The sequence below is a fragment of the Candidatus Cloacimonadaceae bacterium genome, assembly GCA_030693415.1.
In the GTDB taxonomy this organism is placed as follows: domain Bacteria; phylum Cloacimonadota; class Cloacimonadia; order Cloacimonadales; family Cloacimonadaceae; genus JAUYAR01.
The window spans coordinates 1-17385 of record JAUYAR010000179.1 but is presented as its reverse complement, the minus strand read 5'-3'; the positions used below and the strand labels follow the sequence as shown (position 1 = coordinate 17385).

Sequence of the window (17385 nt, the reverse complement as noted above, 5' to 3'; positions counted from 1 at the left end):
CCAAATTCATGCATCGTTATTTAGAACTGAGGGATCAAACTCCACGTTATGATCATCAAAGGGGGTTTCGAGAAATGAGGGATTGGGAGTGTTTAATATGAAACTCGGATTATCCATATCCATATTTATCACCGCGGTCGGTATCCCGGCAGGGATCCATAAAGTGGCATAATCGTGATCTTCGCCGGAAAAAAGGACTTCATATTTGTCTTCAAGTTTAAGAACGATCTTGATATTGCCTTTGATACAAGTGTACATGGCATAGCGCTCTTTATGGAAGTGCGGACCCTTGATCTCGCCTGGATCTACAACTGTAAGATATACTTGCCGTGGAAACTGTTCGGGAGAAATAAACTCGTCCCCGATATCAATTATCGGCACCAGATATCCGTTGATCTGATCGTGCCTGTTCTTAGTAACTATTCGTCTGTTCTTCTTTATCTTATACGTGGTTTGTTCCATAAAATTCCTTGATGCTTGAGATGATGTAATCCATATCACTTTCGCTGAGATTGGGATGCAGGGGAATGCTTAGTGCAGTTTCATTGAGCAGTTCAGAGTTGGGCAACCTCACATGGCTGCCATATATGCGATTTAGATGAAGAGGATGATAGCGCAGCGTCGTATAAATCCCTTTATCCAGAAGAAATCTGGCGAGGGAATCACGTTTGGCTGTCCTGATTACATAAGTGAAGTAGGAGTGTTCCTCATAAGATGCGGGATCTGGCGGACATAAGATATCTCCTACATTTTTTAGCTCGCATTGATATTGATCGAAACACACTTTTCGCGTTTCCTGTAGGTCATCGATCTTGCGCAGTTGAGCCAAAGCAACGGCGGCAGTTATGTTGTTGGGCAGCATTTTAATAAAAGGTTCCTGAATGTGATACTCCCACCATCTGTTTTTTTGAGAAGCTCCGGAAGAAGCAGCCTCAAAACCTGATTTGCCGATCCCACAATATCTTAATTGCATTGCTCTGGCTTTCAGGTCGGGATTTTTCATCGCTACGCCGCCGCCTTCTCCAGCCGTTAAGTTCTTCACTGCGTCGAAGCTGAAAATCGCGACGTCTCCGATACTCCCGCAGGTCCTCCCTTTATAGCTTGAGGATACTGCATGGGCGACATCCTCGATTATGGGAATACCTAAGGCTAAAATGGGATCCATATCCACTGGCTTACCAGCAAAATGAACCACCATCACAGCAGCAGTTTTTGGGGTGATGTGCGGCTTAATCAGATCAGCAGTGATGTTGTTGCTCTCAATTTCCACATCGGCAAAGACTGGATTATGTCCCGCCAGAAGTATTGCTTGTGCACAGGATACCCATGTGAAAGAGGGCAGTATGATCTCGGACCCAGGTGGCAAATCCAAGAGTTTTATCGCCATATACAAGGCATTGGAACCACTATCCACCATCACAAAGCTATCAAGGTTCCTATACTTGGCAAATTCGCTTTCAAATTCTTCGACGTACCTGCCCAAGCCCAGCCATTGGGATCTAAGTACCTCTGTGACCAGGGCAATCTCTTCATTTCCTGTTTTACATCCAAATACCGATATCACTTTTGCTCCTAAAAATGTAAATTACAAGGTCTTGTCGCCGCAATCTTTGTTATAAATAAATGCTGCATAAAGCGAAAATGGAATATATACTCGCGAGCCGTAGGCGTAATTTGGCTCAAAGCAATGTTTTTGCAAGCCAATCTATTTGTAAATAACTTTTGGCAGTAACCGGAACACCCTAACGCCATTAATTGGTTGCGATTATCAACTAAAACAGCACTATCAAATTATGATTAACCCGATCAATTCTGCAGCACCGGTCAACAATAGAAAAATCCATTGACTGCCAATCAAATACTTGCGGTATCTTCTCATCACAGATCTATCCAAGTGCATCGATGACAATATCAGGGCGCAAAATACTGCCGCAAAGAGCCATCTATGCTCGATGTAGTTTACAATGATCAGCGAAAGACCCAAGCTAACACTAACAAAAACAGATAACAAAAGCAGCTTGAAAGAGCTCTGTAAATCCCAAAACAACCACTTGGGTCGTCTAATCAAATCAAGCAACAACAAAAAGTAAAATCCGATGCTGATCAACAATACATACGGTATCCTCACAACCATATTGGAAACAAAGCTATCAACCATAAACTTCGGATCCCTGGCAAATCTCTCCGATAACGATCTCGGAATGCTATGTTCACCGTATTCTTGCTTGAATTGTTCGACCCTATCCCATGTAACCCTTAAGTAGGAAAATACACCACCATTGCTTTTTCTGTCTATCCTTGTGATCCAATTACGTTCGTTCCAGTCCCCATCGCCGCTCTTATCTTCAAAAGAAATCCTGCCCTTGTTATGGATACTGGGGATTTGGACGATTAGTGCAGTGCTTGAGGCAATAGTTATAAACAATAGCATCGCAGAAAAGTGTTTTACTCTTGGTTTATGGAAAATGAATAAGTAAAGGAAGAAAGCGAACATTCCACCAAAAATTAACAGAGCAAAAGACCGCACCCAAAACATCATCCCGGCAAGTATGGCAGCGCTAATCAAATACTTAATTCGGTATTCCGTGCAATACCGCTGAATGTATAGTATAGATCCCAAGGCAATCACGATCATCAGCGGATCACTCAGAAAACGGTAAAACATTTTTCCTGACTGGCTGAATACCAGAACATAAGCAAGCGTTGCCAAGGTCAACACCTCCACTGCGTGCGATAATCTGAGATTTCTTATAATCCAGACACCGATCAGAAATCCTAAAGGAAGTAGCAGCAAACTGAGTATTCGCCCGGCTAATAATGGCTGTCCCACAAAGTAGCTTAAAAAATTGACGAGCAAGACATGTAGATGGGAAATACCATCAGAAAAGGACGTCCACATCCCATCCTGCTGAAACCTGCCAAGCTCTTTCAGAAAAAAACCCTCATCACCGCTACGTTTCAAGTGCAATGTGTTGATCAGAGCCTTGTATATATACCCAACCACTGGCAGTAGCCAAACAAGTAGCATCACGTATCTACGGGCGTGCGTCAGTTTTGCATTCAGTGGCATGCCTTCTGAAAGCCAGGCAGTCACTTTCTTAAAATTATCCATAATGTTTTTCTAATGAACATCCTACGGCGCTTTTAGTAGTTTGTACTGATCTTAAATTCTCCAAACTTGAACAACATCTTGGAGCGTTAATATACTTTATCTGCTATCATCTGTGTGAACTGATCCAATTCCACTACAAAATGATTGCATGGTTTTAGCTGATACTCCCTTACTAACCCCTGATTTACAACACGACAAATCGGAATCTCATATTCTGGGATCGAAAACGCCCGGCAAAGAGTAATCTCTCCCTTGGTACCCCAAACTGAATATGAGTTTTTATACGAGTTATCCATACCATAACTCAGAATGGCGCTTTGCCCCATGCCAAAATCCATGAGCACCGACCCGTGTATATCCAGTCCGGATTCATCATCAGCTACTACACTATTAGTATCGATAGGGGCACGCCCAAAAAACATCTCGGCTGCATGTTTCACATAGCATCCTGCGTCTAATGAAGCGCCTCCACCCATTTCCTTGATCATGCGAAAATCCGTGGCAGGAAAGGGCGGAAACCCAAGCCATGCATAAAACACAATCGGAACCCCAATTTCCCCTTTGGCTATCATTTCTCTTACAAACTGATGCTGTGTGTGGTATTGATACATGAAACCCTCGAGCAAAACCAAGTTCAGTTCCTTAAAAAGTGCTGATACTTTCTGTGCTTCTGAGTCGTTTAATGCCAACGGTTTTTCACAGAGAACATGCTTATCATAACCGGCTGCTAATAGTGATAATTCTGTATGTGAGGAAACCGGGGTGGCAATATATATGGCATCTATTTCAGTATCACTCAGTAGCTCTTCGATGTGGTTGTATGATCTCGTACCATATTTTTTTGCCATCTCTTCGGCTTTGCCGGAGTCAAGATCATAAAAACCGTGAATATTGACTGATGAACATTTTGCCATGGCAGGCGCCATGTTCTTGGTAGTCTGATACCCGCAGCCAATCACTCCAAATCTTATCTTCTTCATCGATGTCCTTATTAGAAATATGCTAACAGGCTTCTCAGTTCCACGTTTAGCATTTGTTGCGTCTGAACCAGTTCTTTCAAATGTTTCAACGATATCCAGAGATAGTTCTGATCATCTGAGATATCAACACTGTCGATCACTTTTATGATGTTACTACTGCATTCGCGGTAAAATCTGCCACCTTCCTCAGATTGTTTTGCCCCATAGATAAACGGTCCGCGTCTAAAAGCCTCTAAGAAATTCGGCTTGGGGTCAGAATCATAATTCTGCTCTATACACTGAACGGTCGGAGCCAGCTCAACCAGATCGTATAATCCAGGTTCAATCTTCATCTGCACCAAGAAACGAATCTCTCCACCGATATCCGTAGCAAGTATACCGATCACTCCATTATGACGCTGACTCATAATGGGTTGATCCCAACCATCGACCTCTCGATTGCTTGCCTTGATACGTACAGCCAAAACCTGGAAGTATTTGGCAGAGATATGTTCAATTGTCTTATCTCCAATATTCCAATGCTTGACCTCGTTAAGAGAGATTGGTTTTTTGCTCATAAAACAAAAAAACCGCTTCCAGTCCAGTTTTTTTTTAATCTCGTTAAGTTCATTGTCTGATTTGTGAATTGCAAAAGACTGGGACACAGACTTCAACCAAAAGTCGCTTCGGCTGATCACGTCCCGATAGTCGTTCAATATGCAAAGCAACTTCTCAGTATCAAGAACATTCTCTTCATTCCAATACCTGATCTGCGAAATCACCGACCGGCAGTCCATATTCACCGTATTATCATGTTCCATCATGCTCTTGATCTGCCCCATGGTTAGCCATCTGTGATTTTCACTAAGCTCGATCAGAGAGCTGGATTCGTCATAAACAATGATATTCCGGTTCCTTTTTTCCATGAACCTTGCACCTTGTTCCGATTGATATTGATAAAATATAATCTTGACCGGTGCCACACCGTTAAAATACTCCAAATATCTGGTGCTGAGACCTCCATGCGCTTGCATGTAATTACTACGTGTCGCTTGAACAGTTGGTGAAATCTGATATGTATTGATATTTCCCGGTTCTGCTTTTGCTTGCATCAGAAAATACAAGACACCATCCATTTTCTTACACAGGATGCCCAAGACACCGATCTCAGGTTGGTCGATGATTGGTTGATCCCAAAGCAATTCTCCTGACCAGCTATTAAAAACCTGAAAACCTCTTATGCTAAAGAATTTCCCTCTATTGTGTTTTAAATCTCCTGTTATGTTATCAAAATGCCATTGTTGTAATTCCGAAAAAGAAATCTCTTCAACACTAAAATATTGGGTATTGTTAAGTTCTTTCAACCACTGTAAGATTTCTTCCGTCGAATTGTAGGGATTAAAGTCTATTAGAGCCGAAAAAAACATTTCGAATTCGACGCTCTGAGAATACTCACCAAGATGTTTTGAGAGTCTGTTTTTCAGCTCATGCACTCTTTGCTTGGTCATCATTCTCCATAGATTTGTTTCATTACATTCTGCATTTTTTCAAGGCAGTAATCCAGACCTTCATTTGCGAGACTGGCATACATAGGCAGCCTCACAATCCTGGATGCAACATCTTGGGTAATAGGAAGATCATTTATGTCATTGCCCAATTTGATTCCCATTGGGGATGAATGCAGGGGTAGGTAGCCTATGTAGGCATGGATATTCATTGCCTTGAGGCTCATGATAAAATCTTCTTTTTTCTGCTCTGTGTCAAATATAACCCAAAAGGCATGGTTGTTCACCTGTTCAAATTTATCATAGGGTGTAAAGCTGATCAAATCCCAATCCCGATAAGGTTTGTATAACTCAAAATAAGCATCCGCTACCTTCCTGCGTAAACCATGAATGATGTCTTCGCTCTCCAATTGGGACAACAACAACGCTGCCAGGATGTCAGAAAGCAAATAGCTTGATCCCTTATCCACCCAGTGATATTTTGTTTTTTGACCATAAAGCACCAATCTGCGATCCGTCCCTTTTTCCTGTAAAAAATGAGCCCGTTCAATCCACTCGGGATTGTTCACGATCAAGGCACCGCCTTCGCCACAACTAATATTCTTTGTTTCATGAAAACTGAATGCAGCCAAATCCCCCATGCTGCCACAAGCCTGCCCTTTGTAATAACTTCCGTAAGACTGAGCGGCATCCACCATCAAAGAGAGATTATGTATTTCAGCAAGGGATAAAAAGCCATCAAGGTCGCATGGAATACCGGCATAATCTATGGGCAAGAGCATCTTCGTCCGCTCTGAAACAAGTGAAGCCGCATGCCCTACATCGGCATTCATCGTGCCCGGATCAATCTCGCAAAATACCGGCTTTGCTCCGGTAAGAACTACTGCATTTGCAGTCGAGCTAAAAGTATATGAAGGTAGAATCACTTCATCACCAGGACCCAAATCAGCGAGAATAGCTCCCATTTCTAATGCGGATGTGCCTGACGGAACCAGGAAAGAATTCTCCAGCCCGTGTTTTTGCTCCAAGTGCCCGAAGACTTTTTGTGCGTATTGATTATTGCCACATATTCTTCCAGACTTCAAAGCATCAAGCACGTATTGTTCTTCGTTTGTGGACAAGTATGGTTTGTTAAAGGGTATCATAGTTTTCACTTTTTCATACTCAGAAGCGCAATTCCCGCGACGATCAGCAGTGTCCCCAAAATAGTAGGAACTGAGATTTTCTCCTTAAATAGAGACGCCGATAAGAAAAGGACAATCACAAAATTTAACCCCATAAATGGATATGCATAACTTAAAGGAAATACTGATACGGCAGACATCCAAAAAAGTGACGCCATAAAAGCTGCTGCAAACCCACTAATTATATACGGATCCGCCAAGCAGTTTAACAGAAATGTGACCTTGCTTTGAAACGCAACAGGAGATTCTCCGTAATAACTCATTCTCCATTTGATGATCATTTGCCCATACACAGTGAACAAGATTGTGCCAAATATATATAAATGCTTCATGGCAAATTCTCCGTGTAATCGATTAGATAGTGAGGTCTCTTCTTTGTCTCTTTAAACACCTTACCAATGTAAAGACCTATCAAACCTATACAAAAAACAGTAAAGCCGCTAAGAAACCACACTGAAAGGATAAGACTTGTCCAGCCAAGCACAACCCGATACCCTAACAAAGCTCTTAGTAAATAAAATAAGCCTATCATGAACGAAATCAACGATATTAAAAAACCAGCCGACACAGTGATTCTCAGTGGTTTATCCGAAAACGTTACCCAGGAATCCAAAGCCAGGCTTAAGCCTGTTGAGAAATCATAGGAGGATTTGCCCGTCTCCCTTTTATCATGTTGAATTTGAATCGTTGCACTGTTGAAACCAAGCCACCTCACAAGTAGGGCAAAACCTCTGAATTGCTCCTCAAGCGTCAAGAAGGCATCAACCACTTTGCGGCTGTAAATTCCAAAATTCCTCATTCCATAATTTGCCATGCTGCCGGTAAGATATGCAAACAGTGTATGGAATGCTTTGGAATATAGCTTTTTAATAATATTGTCTCTCCGGCTATTGACCTCCGTGAATACTATGTCATAGCCCTCGAGAGCCTTTTGATATAGGCTTGATATTTCCTCTGGTCGATCCTGAAGGTCGGCGTCCATCACCACAACCCAATCCCCTTTTGCATAGCTAATTCCACAAGAAATCGCAGCTTGCTGCCCAAAATTGCGAGAGAGTTTGACCAGTTTTACCCGTTCGTCTTTTTTGGATATCTTGCTGATTAAAATGTGATCTGCTTGAGGGCTGTTGTCATCTACGAATATTATTTCAAAGTCTGCGAGAGTCTCATTTAAAGATTCTAAAAGCCTTGAATATAGCATCTCTAAGCAATCTCTTGTATTGTATAATGGAATTACCACAGATATTAGGTTTGGCACTTTAGCTCACTCCTCGAGAACATGTTATGTAGCTGAATACCTTGGAAATCACGTATCCAATGATCTGAATCTGCTCCCGATAGTGATTCATAATTTAGTCCAACCATAAGTGTAAGGTTATCTCAGACCGGATAATCCGATATGATAAGCTGGTGTACGTCTTCATTACCGGGAAATTTGTCAAATGAACATTTCCTTCATAATGCGCTGCTCCAAGACTATTTGATAAATACAGACTCTCGATATTTATCATCCGAAAAACACCTAAATGGCGATGTTTGGAGGACACAGCTCCAATAATACCGGCTAAATGAAATTGCTCATTCTCCTTTACTGTTTTTAGCGCTAAATATCCTATTGGTTCTTCGTCCAATACGGCAACTATCATATGATCGGATACGAGCTTATCAGTGCAACAACGATAAACCCAGTCAATATAAATCTGCCTACAACTATGTCTATCCAGCCTCTCATCCGCAAAATAATGCCCATATTCTTGAAACGAGTTCTCCGTGATTTGAATTAGTCTATCTTGGAATGCATCTCGATATGGGTGCATCATGACCGTGCTTGTTAATCGGAGAGGTAATTCTCTTTTCATATCGTAGCCAAACGTTAGCTGAGCATCCTTATAAACAAAGCCAATTTTTTCAAGAGTATTAATCAAGCTAAGATTTGTAAACTCCGTCCTTGCAATAATCAGTCTAAATCCGTCCCGCTTAAGCTCATCCACAACATCGATTGCGTTATCAACATCATTGCCGAACTTTGCGATTTTAAATCCAAACCTTTCCGAATCTATCTTACTATAATAGCTATTCATTATGATCTCCTTGTTGGTGAGGCGTAATATGATAATTATGCACTATTGTCAAGTCAAGCTTGCCTGTGCGTTTGTCATTCCAGCGTGTCATTCCAGCGAAGGCTGGAACTGGAATCCAGTTCCAGCCTTCGCTGGAATGACGATGTGTTTTTTTACGACATGGAATGCTTGACGAGACACTGTTGTGCTATCTTGATTTGCAAATTCATTTTTTGTGTGCAGAATCTATCTACGAATCCCGGCAAATGGATTTTTTGTGTTGAGTTTCGGAAGATAAATAACGGAAAACGGGCAGGGATATTCTGGGAATTGAGCGTTGTCGAGTGCATCGTAGATATACAAATCAATATCTGCTACTGCCCAGTAATTGTATTTTGCATCTACATTGGCATATACCCAGCTAAAGACAGTGCCACCAAGTTTTCTTATCGATACAAAGTACTTACCTGTTCTGTAGAAATTGTTGCGCGAAACCAAGACAAATCCTCTTGGGGCTATCGTTGTATCTTTTGTGTAATAAAAGTTGTTGTTTGATATTGTGTAGGATGAAGAATATAGATTGATGTCAAACTGGTTTAAATTGAATTCATTATGGGATATCGTGCCATTGTTATTCTCAGCTCGAATCGCATTGTAGTTGATATGAAAATAGTTGTCGGTTATCAGAGCTCTCCCGGCTGTATAAGCTGATATACCATCATGGGTTTTATATAAAATGCTGTGCGAGACCGTCAAAGAATCTGTCGGGCTAAGAATTTGTATTGCCTTCAAACTGCCATATCTGGCACTTATACGGGTAGCAGACCCTCCGCAATTGTTAAACGAGAAGCCTGAGCTAAAATGTTTGATGTCCATCATGGAGGCAGAAGATCCATTTGAAAAAAAGTTCACACCATCTCTAACGTGCCTAATAAGCCCATGATTAAGGTTTATGTTACCTGCATACATAGATAAAGCAGTAAAGTATAAGTTAGAGTCTATGACAGTCGCAGAATTGGTGTACAAATTATGCGCAGATCCCATTTTCCAATATAAATTGGCGCCTGTCCCACCACTAATTTGCATATTTTCATGGAACCTAATTGATTCGTCCGGAGAAACATATATTTGAGTCCCCGATTCTATGGTTACAGGCGCGATAAACGAAGTAGTTCCCGTCACTATATATACTTTATCTGCTTTGAATGTAACTGATTCGCTGACATATCCTGAAAAATATACAGCCGGCTTGATTTGATTCTCGGACACATCTACCAAATCATTTTGAACTATTCCAACCGAAAATAAGTATTTGATAGACCAACCTTCCTTTAGAAAAACAACATTGTACGCCCCCACCGGGATTTTCTTAATCAGAAATTTCCCATCTGCACCTGTGCTCGTTATAGCCATCGGGTTTTGCAGACGATGGTCAAATTCCGTCATTTGAGAAATCTGAATTCCTGTGTCCGGAAATGTGTTGTTAATTCTCACGATCGTAGTATCTAATATCGCAAGAGGATAAAGAGCAACCGTAACTCCAGAAAAATCGACCGGATCGAGAGAGGGGTCATCAGTGTCGTTTACCAGGATTACCTTTCCGGTAAGAGATCCCTTTTCCACGTCTGATGTCCTATCACAGCCGGTAAAAAGGAATGATAACGCTACCACAGTCATTGTCCAGAGTAGAGTATAGATTGTGTTACGAGATGGGCACATTTTCCCTCGCTCTTTGTTTGAGCTTAGATGATATTGATGTATCCACTATTGATGTTTGGCTCGGTATTGGGATATCATCGTTTTTACAGTATAAGTGTGACGTGGACAGGATCCCTGCCCGCGTCACACTCAAATGAATCGAGTTTATATTGGATTAGTCAGCATCTCCCCATCCCTCACCTTTTCCAGCAAACCGGCTTGGATCGAAGCGGCGATGCTGCGGCAGGGAAGGTTTTGAGCGATCGCGGCGTCACGGGTGAGCGTGGTCAGATCGAGATCTGGTTTTGCGATAAGCTGGGCAAACATTAGCTTGGCGAAAATGCTGGGCCAGGAGCTGTGCGCCCGATGATGTTTGCGGTTTTTTTGGTTGTAGCGGTCGATGTAGAGATTACAATCCTGCTTGTAAGCTTCCGAAAGACCGATTCTACGCGCAAATGCGAAGATCTGTTGCATTGGTTCGTGTGATGGAACGAACTTTGGCATCACTTTCTTGCGTGCGACCATGCAGTTGAGCTTGCGGTTGAAATAGAATGTGATATCATTCATATTTCCCGTGTAGCCCGGCAGCATTACCTTTACTGTGGCTTTCATAAGAGCCTCCGTGTTTGATATTTCCCCTTGGGATGACGCCAGTATTATCGGAGGCGGGGGTTTGTCAAGAATTATTTTAGTAAAACTTAATTTATCCTGTTCCCTTTCATCCCGGCATATAGATGCGGGCGGGATGCCGCGGGGATTATGGGGTGAGGCGGCGGGAACGGGTGGTTAATGGGTCGGTTGGTTAGTGGGGGAATAATTGAGAATTACTGCTAATTGAGAATTACTGCTAATTGAGAATTGAGAATTGAGAATTGAGAATTGAGAATTGAGAATTGAGAATTGAGAATTGAGAATTGAGAATTGAAAATGGGGAATTACGTAAGTGGAGAATTATCATTTGTTTTCTTTTGAGGTTTTGATGATGGCAGTAAGAATCCGGATGAGTTCAGTGCTGTCGGATAGAATTGCATCGCAGGCTGTAAGGTAGTTTGATTCTATAAGCAGCCTGACCCAATAGTTTGTTTCTCTTGCTTCTTTAAGGGCTATAGACAATTTGTGAATGAAGTCTGCTTTTGATTGAGCTTCAATTGCTTCGTTAACGTTCGCACCAATTGATGTGCCGGATCGAAGAAACTGTTTTGAAAGGACATATTCCTTCTTTTCCAAAGTAAGGTACTTATACAATTCTATAACTTTCAAAGCAAAAGCAAATGACTTATCGACCACAGGATTCTGTTTAGGCATCAGACGATCTCAATTCTCAATTCTCAATTCTCAATTCTCAATTCTCAATTCTCAATTCTCAATTAGCAGTAATTCTCAATTAGCAGTAATTCTCAATTCTCAATTCTCAATTCTCAATTCTCAATTCTCAATTCTCAATTCTCAATTCTCAATTCTCAATTCTCAATTAGCAGTAATTCTCAATTAGCTTTGCGATGTTACGGCATTCTCGATCTTTGGTTTGTTCAGCCCAAGAGAATTATCCCTGGCAAAGAGTAAATCATCTGCAATTTTGTTAAGTTTAGCGGAAATGTCTTTTGGATTAAAAGCCTTTTTGATCCAAGGAACATCTTCGAGCCAATGGACGGGAAAGCTATTTAGGCGCATGGCAATATCGGTTTCGTTGGTTATCTGCTTGCTTATCGCTTGAGTATAGACATCTTTCCAATTGAAAGAATATGTTTCTGCCAGGACGATGATATCAAAGACATCTTTGGGTTCATCTCTGCTCATAATGCATCCGAGCTTATTGGACAATATATTCGCAGGATTATCGATATCAATTCCCATTGCTTTGTTAGATGCTCCCCAACGCTCTGGGACATCATTTACCACTTCAATCTTCAGTTTGGGTAAACCAGCAATGTAAAATCTGGTGTATGTCTCAGCCTCGAGAGTGAGACTTTCATCCAGAACAAAGGAGCTTTTCAGCTTTCGGAAGATTTTGTTTACCCTGTCTTTGAAGTCATCTGCAGCGTTGATGAAAAAATCCAGGTCATCGCTGTATCGGTGATGTAAATAGAAACGGTCCAAGGCAGTGCCACCGGTCAGGTAGAAACCTCCAAGAACGTCTGACAAAACGGCAATCGCCTGATCCTGCAGTCTATATAATGCCTGATAGTCTGTTGCGGATATATTCATATCTTTTTTGTAATTGCTTTGAGCGCAGCTTGGAAACTACTTGATCGTTTAGAAGTTCTTTGATCCTTGATAAGGGCAGCATCTCCATGATTGTGAACCACGGGTAAGTTTCCAAAACCTTTCTGAATAGATTGAACTGATCGTAGTGACCCGCCATTTCCCTTGCCCCAATCAGAACTTCGTAGCTCTCCTGCGCGGAAACATTATAATCCCACATGAGGAATTCGAGCTTCGATTTCAAATCCAGAGATAGGGGTTGATTGTTCAATGGTTGTCCTTTGTTTAGTGTTGCGCGGTTAGCCAATAAACTCTAAATCTTGTAGCTAATCTCAGTGTTTGGGATTTTCGCAGCTTCGCCGCTTCGCTTAGGCAGCGAATAATGTAACGCTTTGATGTGCTGTTGGTTATGCGATTAAATGAAAATTCGTGAGTGAGTGTGTGAATATGGAAAACGCGGGCTATGTCCCAAAATACTAAAAGACCTCTCAGCAGCTATCCTATGACAGCGCACGAAGTCTTTTCCAAAGGGGCTATCCTCGGTTTCAGCCAGTGTAACCGTTTCGTTTATCATATCTATATCTATTTCACTCTCAAATCATTAAGGCATTTAGGGCAAGATGTATCAGCAGCCTTGTCTTGTCAATAAAAATCTGAACTATTCTTTTGGGGGACTTCTTTTTTTGAAACACAGAGAAATAGCGGAGTAATAGCGGAGCAAGATCAGAGATTGATCTCACCACAGAGAAATGGAGGAATCAGAGAAAGAGTGTCAGAGAGATGATTATGAGGAAATTATCTAACCCTTCCTCCTTTCCACCTTCGCAGCAGTGGCATGCTGCGCTACACCCTTCCACCTATTTGTGGTACTTTCGGATAAACTCCTCCACTTCCGGAATACCACCTTGGAAGATGAGATATCCGTTGTAAGGTTCTCCTGGGGTAATGTCTCCCGCAATGGGTGTTAGCATCAATTCGCGAACTATTTCAGGATCATTGGATTGTCCCAGTGCCCAGCCAAGCTTGATGTAGGCAACTTCCGGCAGGAGGTTTTCGCCGGGGACGATGCCCATGCTCATCAAATCGCGTCCTGTGTCATAGACAAACATGTGGACATAGCCCCAGAGGGTTTGGACGGTCATATAGATGTGCACCCCTTTTTCCACAGCGCGCTTGATAGCCGGATAGACCGGTTTGTTGATGTGTCCGAGTCCCGTACCGGCGATCACGATGCCCTTATAGCCGTTGTCCGTGAGGGAATCGATGATGTCCGGATGCATGTTTGGATAATAATATACGATCGCCACGCGTTCTTCGAAGAAAGGCAGGACTTTCACCTGTTTGTCGGTGCGGCGTTTGTTATAGTTTTGCTTGATGTGAACGATTGAATCTCTGGTCACTCTGGCGATGGGAACTTCTCCGATCGTTCTGAAAGTGCTGCGATAGGAGGAATGCATCTTGCGCACCCTTGTACCCTGATGTAAAAGGCCATATTCATCGCTGGTGGGACCAAACATGCAAACCATCACTTCCGCGATGTCCGAATGTCCTGCCGCGAAAGATGCGTTCATCAGATTGAGCGCCGCGTCTGAGGAAGGTCTGTCGCTGGAGCGTTGCGAACCTACCATTACAATCGGGATGGGAAGATCTTGCAGCATGTAGGAAAGTGCCGCCGCGGTGTGGTGCATGGTATCCGTTCCATGACCGATGATGATGCCCGCCACTCCTTTGTGGATCTCCTTACCGATCGTGATTGCCAGTTTTTTATACTGTTCAGGACCCATATTTTCGGAAAAGACGGCAAAGAGTTTTTCAGTTTCGAGATTGCAGATCTCCGCAAGTTCCGGAACCGCACCATATAGCTCTCCGGGTGAAAATGCCGGAATCACAGCTCCGGTGCGATAATCAAGACGTGAGGCGATGGTTCCGCCGGTGCCGATGAGTTTCACTTTCGGCAAGCCCGGCGTGAAGGGAAATTCGCGTTCCGGAATCTTGTAATGCGCTTCTTTGTATCCGTGTTCTTTCATGTCCAGTATCGTTTTGACGTCGATACCGACGTTGTAGCCGGTGGACAATTTGATCACGATGTGTTGATCGTCGTCGTTTTCGCTTCTCGGAAGGATGATACCTTGAAAAGTGCCGCGGGTGGTTTCCACGCTTGCGTCTCCCCAAACGCGTGCTTGAAAGTGTTTTAGGACTTCCAGCGCCCTGCCTTTATAGCCTTTGAAAAGATCAAGCATGGTTTTCCTCCCGCAGGTGCTTCACATATTGGCTCAGTTCCACGAGTGGGATGTTTCCCAAAGCCGGTTTGCGCAGGCGTCCCATGATCCATTTGAGCATCGCTCTATCCTCCATTTCGAGATATCTCACTCTTTTAATCCTGGAAAACATCGAGATGAGAACGGGTATCTGTGCAAATATCTCTTCGCGCGGAGTTTCGCGAAATCCGAGTACTTCGAGGATGGAGGAAAACTGCATATTCGGGTTTTCAAAGAGAACTTTCAGCATGGCGGGCAGTATGTCCAAAGCCAGATTCCGATTCTTTGCAAAACGCAGAAGATCGTTGATCCTGCCATGATCAAAGGGCAGATCCCGATACCCCTGCAAGCTTTTGAGATGGTGCGCATAGAGCAACGCGAGGAAACGTTCGGGCAGCAAATGTTCGCTTGCCAGCTTTTCGATCACAGGCATCAGGTTGTTCCTTAAAATATATGTATAGGCGTCGCGGGGGACATCCCACTGTTTCAGTTGATTCAATCTGTCCTGAAGTCCGGTGGGAAGATTAGCTCTCGCGCTTTCGATCATCTCGTCTCCAATGGGGATTGGCGCGGAATCTGTATCCGGATACATTCTGTCCGCTCCGGGAAGGACCCGCTCAAACAGAGTTGTACCATCTGGCAGGGACTTGCGGGTCTCGTTCGGAACCCCCTTAAACGCCAGATTGCAGCGTTCTTCGATGGTCTCGATCGCGGTTTTGATATCTTCATCCGGTGCCCAAAAGATGATTTGCGCGTCGTCCTCTCCCCCGCCGAGGAGTTTCTTTAATACATCCCAAGCGCTTTGAGGCAAATTTGGGAGAAGCTCTTCACTGTGCAGCATGTTCGGCTTTTCGAGACAGGCGATGACCTTGAGACGATCGGAAATCTCATCTGCAAAGCATCTTCCCGGGGAAGTGAAAAAGGAGAGCAGATTTTTGAATTGGGGAAGATTGATTCCGATCAGTTTCCAGCCCTCTGCCAAAGCGGTTTCAGGGATCGGAACGTGTTTGAAATCCTCGAGCTTGAGGATTTGGCTTGTAAGTTTCCAGTTTTCGATCTTTTTAGCTTTGAGATCGGACATCATAGACAAAAGTGCCACTTGGCGGAAAGCCTCGTTGTGAGTGAGTTTGGGGATCCAACGGATATGCGCCACGCCTTTGATCTCCACTCTCGTCCCGCCGGTCACGGAAACGTTTACATCTTCGCGGGCGGCTCCGATGCCGGTTCTGACTTTTCCGGAGCTGCGACAGATGAATCTGATGTGTTGCGCCGCTTCCGCCGCTTCATAAGGAGTCAGCATATCTGGATAAGTGACCGTTTCGACCAAGGGCATGCCCAGCCGGTCTCCATAATAGACACGCGTGTGACGAAGATCAGAAACCTCGCGGCAACTGTCTTCCTCAATGCTAAATTGGATCACGCGGATGGTCTTGTTGGATATGGGAAATTCGCCTTCGATGCCGAGAATCGTGGTGCGTTGAAACCCTGTGGGTATGCTTCCGTCCAGGTATTGTTTGCGTGTGAGATGCAGCTCGCCCACGATCTTGATTTTTAACAGCAGCGCGATCTGCATCGCGTGTGAGAGAGCTTCCCGGTTCATGGGAAAGGGAGGCGTGTCGTCCACTTCATAGGTGCAGGCACTGTCGTTCTTGATGCGATAGACGATCTTTTTGCGCGTTTTGAATTCCATTAACGCGGTGCCATCGTATTCGCCAAGTTCGGAAAGTGTGGGACGCATGTGGCGGACGATCTCGGCGTCAAAATTGTCAAAATCGTGATAGATACCGGCAGGGCAGCGGCAAAATAGCTTGCGTGCGGTCAAGAGTTGTTGATGCACTTCCAAGCCGCATTTGAAACCGATCCTTCGATAGGTTTCGGCGGCGGTTTCATTCAAAGGACTCCAACCGACCCGTTCCCGACTGGCTTGCCAATTTTGTTGATAAGGATTTTCCATCTTGCTATCCTTGGTATTTATTGTCGAAACTGCTATCCAGAAATGATGGATTTTGTCCAGAACAAATTTCCCTATTAGGTTTCAGAAACAAAACACAGAGCAGCACAGAGACAAGGGCAAGAATGATCCTGACTGAATCTACCGGAACACCCTCTATCAAAGTCGGTGATTTCTTTAGGGGCGATGTTGTCTCCCAAAATCAATCAGGTCATGATCATCCGCGTCATCAGCGTTCCATATTTTCGGCTTCGCCTATTTCCCCTACCACTCATATATCACGAGCATCATATCCATAAAGTCATCAGTGATCTATTACGACTCCATAGAAAAAAGTCCATGCTTGACACGAATAGTATCTAAATAAATGATGAGAAATTACTTGACAGAATCAGCATCAGTAATACATTGGCATCATATTAGATAAGCATATATGGAGTTACTGATGTTTAGAGA

General features: G+C 43.4%; 15 protein-coding genes. All 15 read right to left on the bottom strand.

The features are described 5' to 3' along the window. Positions 1-6: 6 nt before the first annotated feature. The 15 genes from Q8M98_11605 to gatE all read right to left on the bottom strand — a co-directional run bounded on the left by Q8M98_11605 (position 7) and on the right by gatE (position 16932). Positions 7-462, bottom strand: coding sequence for a WxcM-like domain-containing protein (locus Q8M98_11605; GenBank protein MDP3115396.1), 456 nt, complete (start codon positions 460-462; stop codon positions 7-9). Then, complete coding sequence (locus Q8M98_11600) at positions 443-1564, bottom strand: DegT/DnrJ/EryC1/StrS family aminotransferase (GenBank protein MDP3115395.1); 1122 nt, start codon at positions 1562-1564, stop codon at positions 443-445. The genes Q8M98_11605 and Q8M98_11600 overlap by 20 nt, the downstream gene beginning before the upstream one ends. Before the next feature lie 222 nt (positions 1565-1786). Beyond that, complete coding sequence (locus Q8M98_11595; protein ID MDP3115394.1) at positions 1787-3112, bottom strand: hypothetical protein; 1326 nt, start codon at positions 3110-3112, stop codon at positions 1787-1789. Positions 3113-3198: 86 nt separating this feature from the next. Next, a complete protein-coding gene (locus Q8M98_11590) occupies positions 3199-4092 on the bottom strand; it encodes a Gfo/Idh/MocA family oxidoreductase (protein MDP3115393.1) in 894 nt (297 codons plus the stop codon). A gap of 11 nt (positions 4093-4103) precedes the next feature. After that, positions 4104-5579, bottom strand: coding sequence for an NDP-hexose 2,3-dehydratase family protein (locus tag Q8M98_11585; protein MDP3115392.1), 1476 nt, complete (start codon positions 5577-5579; stop codon positions 4104-4106). Next, entirely contained in the window at positions 5579-6721 is a 1143-nt protein-coding gene (gene rffA / locus Q8M98_11580; GenBank protein MDP3115391.1) for a dTDP-4-amino-4,6-dideoxygalactose transaminase, read from the bottom strand. Before rffA ends, Q8M98_11585 begins: the two co-directional genes overlap by 1 nt. Before the next feature lie 5 nt (positions 6722-6726). After that, on the bottom strand, positions 6727-7041 hold the full coding sequence (locus Q8M98_11575) for an EamA family transporter (GenBank protein MDP3115390.1): 315 nt from the start codon (positions 7039-7041) through the stop codon (positions 6727-6729). A gap of 47 nt (positions 7042-7088) precedes the next feature. Beyond that, complete coding sequence (locus Q8M98_11570) at positions 7089-8018, bottom strand: glycosyltransferase family 2 protein (protein MDP3115389.1); 930 nt, start codon at positions 8016-8018, stop codon at positions 7089-7091. A gap of 94 nt (positions 8019-8112) precedes the next feature. Continuing rightward, positions 8113-8841 carry a hypothetical protein gene (locus tag Q8M98_11565; protein ID MDP3115388.1) on the bottom strand — a complete coding sequence of 243 codons (729 nt, stop codon included), beginning with the start codon at positions 8839-8841 and terminating at the stop codon, positions 8113-8115. 225 nt (positions 8842-9066) lie between these two features. Further along, on the bottom strand, positions 9067-10443 hold the full coding sequence (locus Q8M98_11560; GenBank protein ID MDP3115387.1) for a right-handed parallel beta-helix repeat-containing protein: 1377 nt from the start codon (positions 10441-10443) through the stop codon (positions 9067-9069). 240 nt (positions 10444-10683) lie between these two features. Beyond that, positions 10684-11130: a hypothetical protein gene (locus tag Q8M98_11555; protein ID MDP3115386.1), complete on the bottom strand. Its 447-nt coding sequence runs from the start codon at positions 11128-11130 to the stop codon at positions 10684-10686. A gap of 342 nt (positions 11131-11472) precedes the next feature. Further along, on the bottom strand, positions 11473-11823 hold the full coding sequence (locus tag Q8M98_11550) for a four helix bundle protein (protein ID MDP3115385.1): 351 nt from the start codon (positions 11821-11823) through the stop codon (positions 11473-11475). A 183-nt stretch (positions 11824-12006) separates the two neighbouring features. Beyond that, a complete protein-coding gene (locus tag Q8M98_11545; protein MDP3115384.1) occupies positions 12007-12723 on the bottom strand; it encodes a nucleotidyl transferase AbiEii/AbiGii toxin family protein in 717 nt (238 codons plus the stop codon). Positions 12724-13577: 854 nt separating this feature from the next. Continuing rightward, positions 13578-14960: a Glu-tRNA(Gln) amidotransferase subunit GatD gene (gene gatD, locus Q8M98_11540; protein ID MDP3115383.1), complete on the bottom strand. Its 1383-nt coding sequence runs from the start codon at positions 14958-14960 to the stop codon at positions 13578-13580. Continuing rightward, on the bottom strand, positions 14953-16932 hold the full coding sequence (gene gatE, locus Q8M98_11535) for a Glu-tRNA(Gln) amidotransferase subunit GatE (protein MDP3115382.1): 1980 nt from the start codon (positions 16930-16932) through the stop codon (positions 14953-14955). The genes gatD and gatE overlap by 8 nt, the downstream gene beginning before the upstream one ends. Between the last annotated feature and the right edge of the window lie 453 nt (positions 16933-17385).

Coding starts and splice junctions, on each gene's coding strand:
- Q8M98_11565 (MDP3115388.1), bottom strand. CDS start 8,841: ATGAATAGCTATTATAGTAAGATAGATTCGGAAAGGTTTGGATTTAAA.
- gatE (MDP3115382.1), bottom strand. CDS start 16,932: ATGGAAAATCCTTATCAACAAAATTGGCAAGCCAGTCGGGAACGGGTC.
- Q8M98_11585 (MDP3115392.1), bottom strand. CDS start 5,579: ATGACCAAGCAAAGAGTGCATGAGCTGAAAAACAGACTCTCAAAACAT.
- Q8M98_11555 (MDP3115386.1), bottom strand. CDS start 11,130: ATGAAAGCCACAGTAAAGGTAATGCTGCCGGGCTACACGGGAAATATG.
- Q8M98_11575 (MDP3115390.1), bottom strand. CDS start 7,041: ATGATCATCAAATGGAGAATGAGTTATTACGGAGAATCTCCTGTTGCG.
- Q8M98_11590 (MDP3115393.1), bottom strand. CDS start 4,092: ATGAAGAAGATAAGATTTGGAGTGATTGGCTGCGGGTATCAGACTACC.
- Q8M98_11550 (MDP3115385.1), bottom strand. CDS start 11,823: ATGCCTAAACAGAATCCTGTGGTCGATAAGTCATTTGCTTTTGCTTTG.
- rffA (MDP3115391.1), bottom strand. CDS start 6,721: ATGATACCCTTTAACAAACCATACTTGTCCACAAACGAAGAACAATAC.
- gatD (MDP3115383.1), bottom strand. CDS start 14,960: ATGCTTGATCTTTTCAAAGGCTATAAAGGCAGGGCGCTGGAAGTCCTA.
- Q8M98_11545 (MDP3115384.1), bottom strand. CDS start 12,723: ATGAATATATCCGCAACAGACTATCAGGCATTATATAGACTGCAGGAT.
- Q8M98_11605 (MDP3115396.1), bottom strand. CDS start 462: ATGGAACAAACCACGTATAAGATAAAGAAGAACAGACGAATAGTTACT.
- Q8M98_11595 (MDP3115394.1), bottom strand. CDS start 3,112: ATGGATAATTTTAAGAAAGTGACTGCCTGGCTTTCAGAAGGCATGCCA.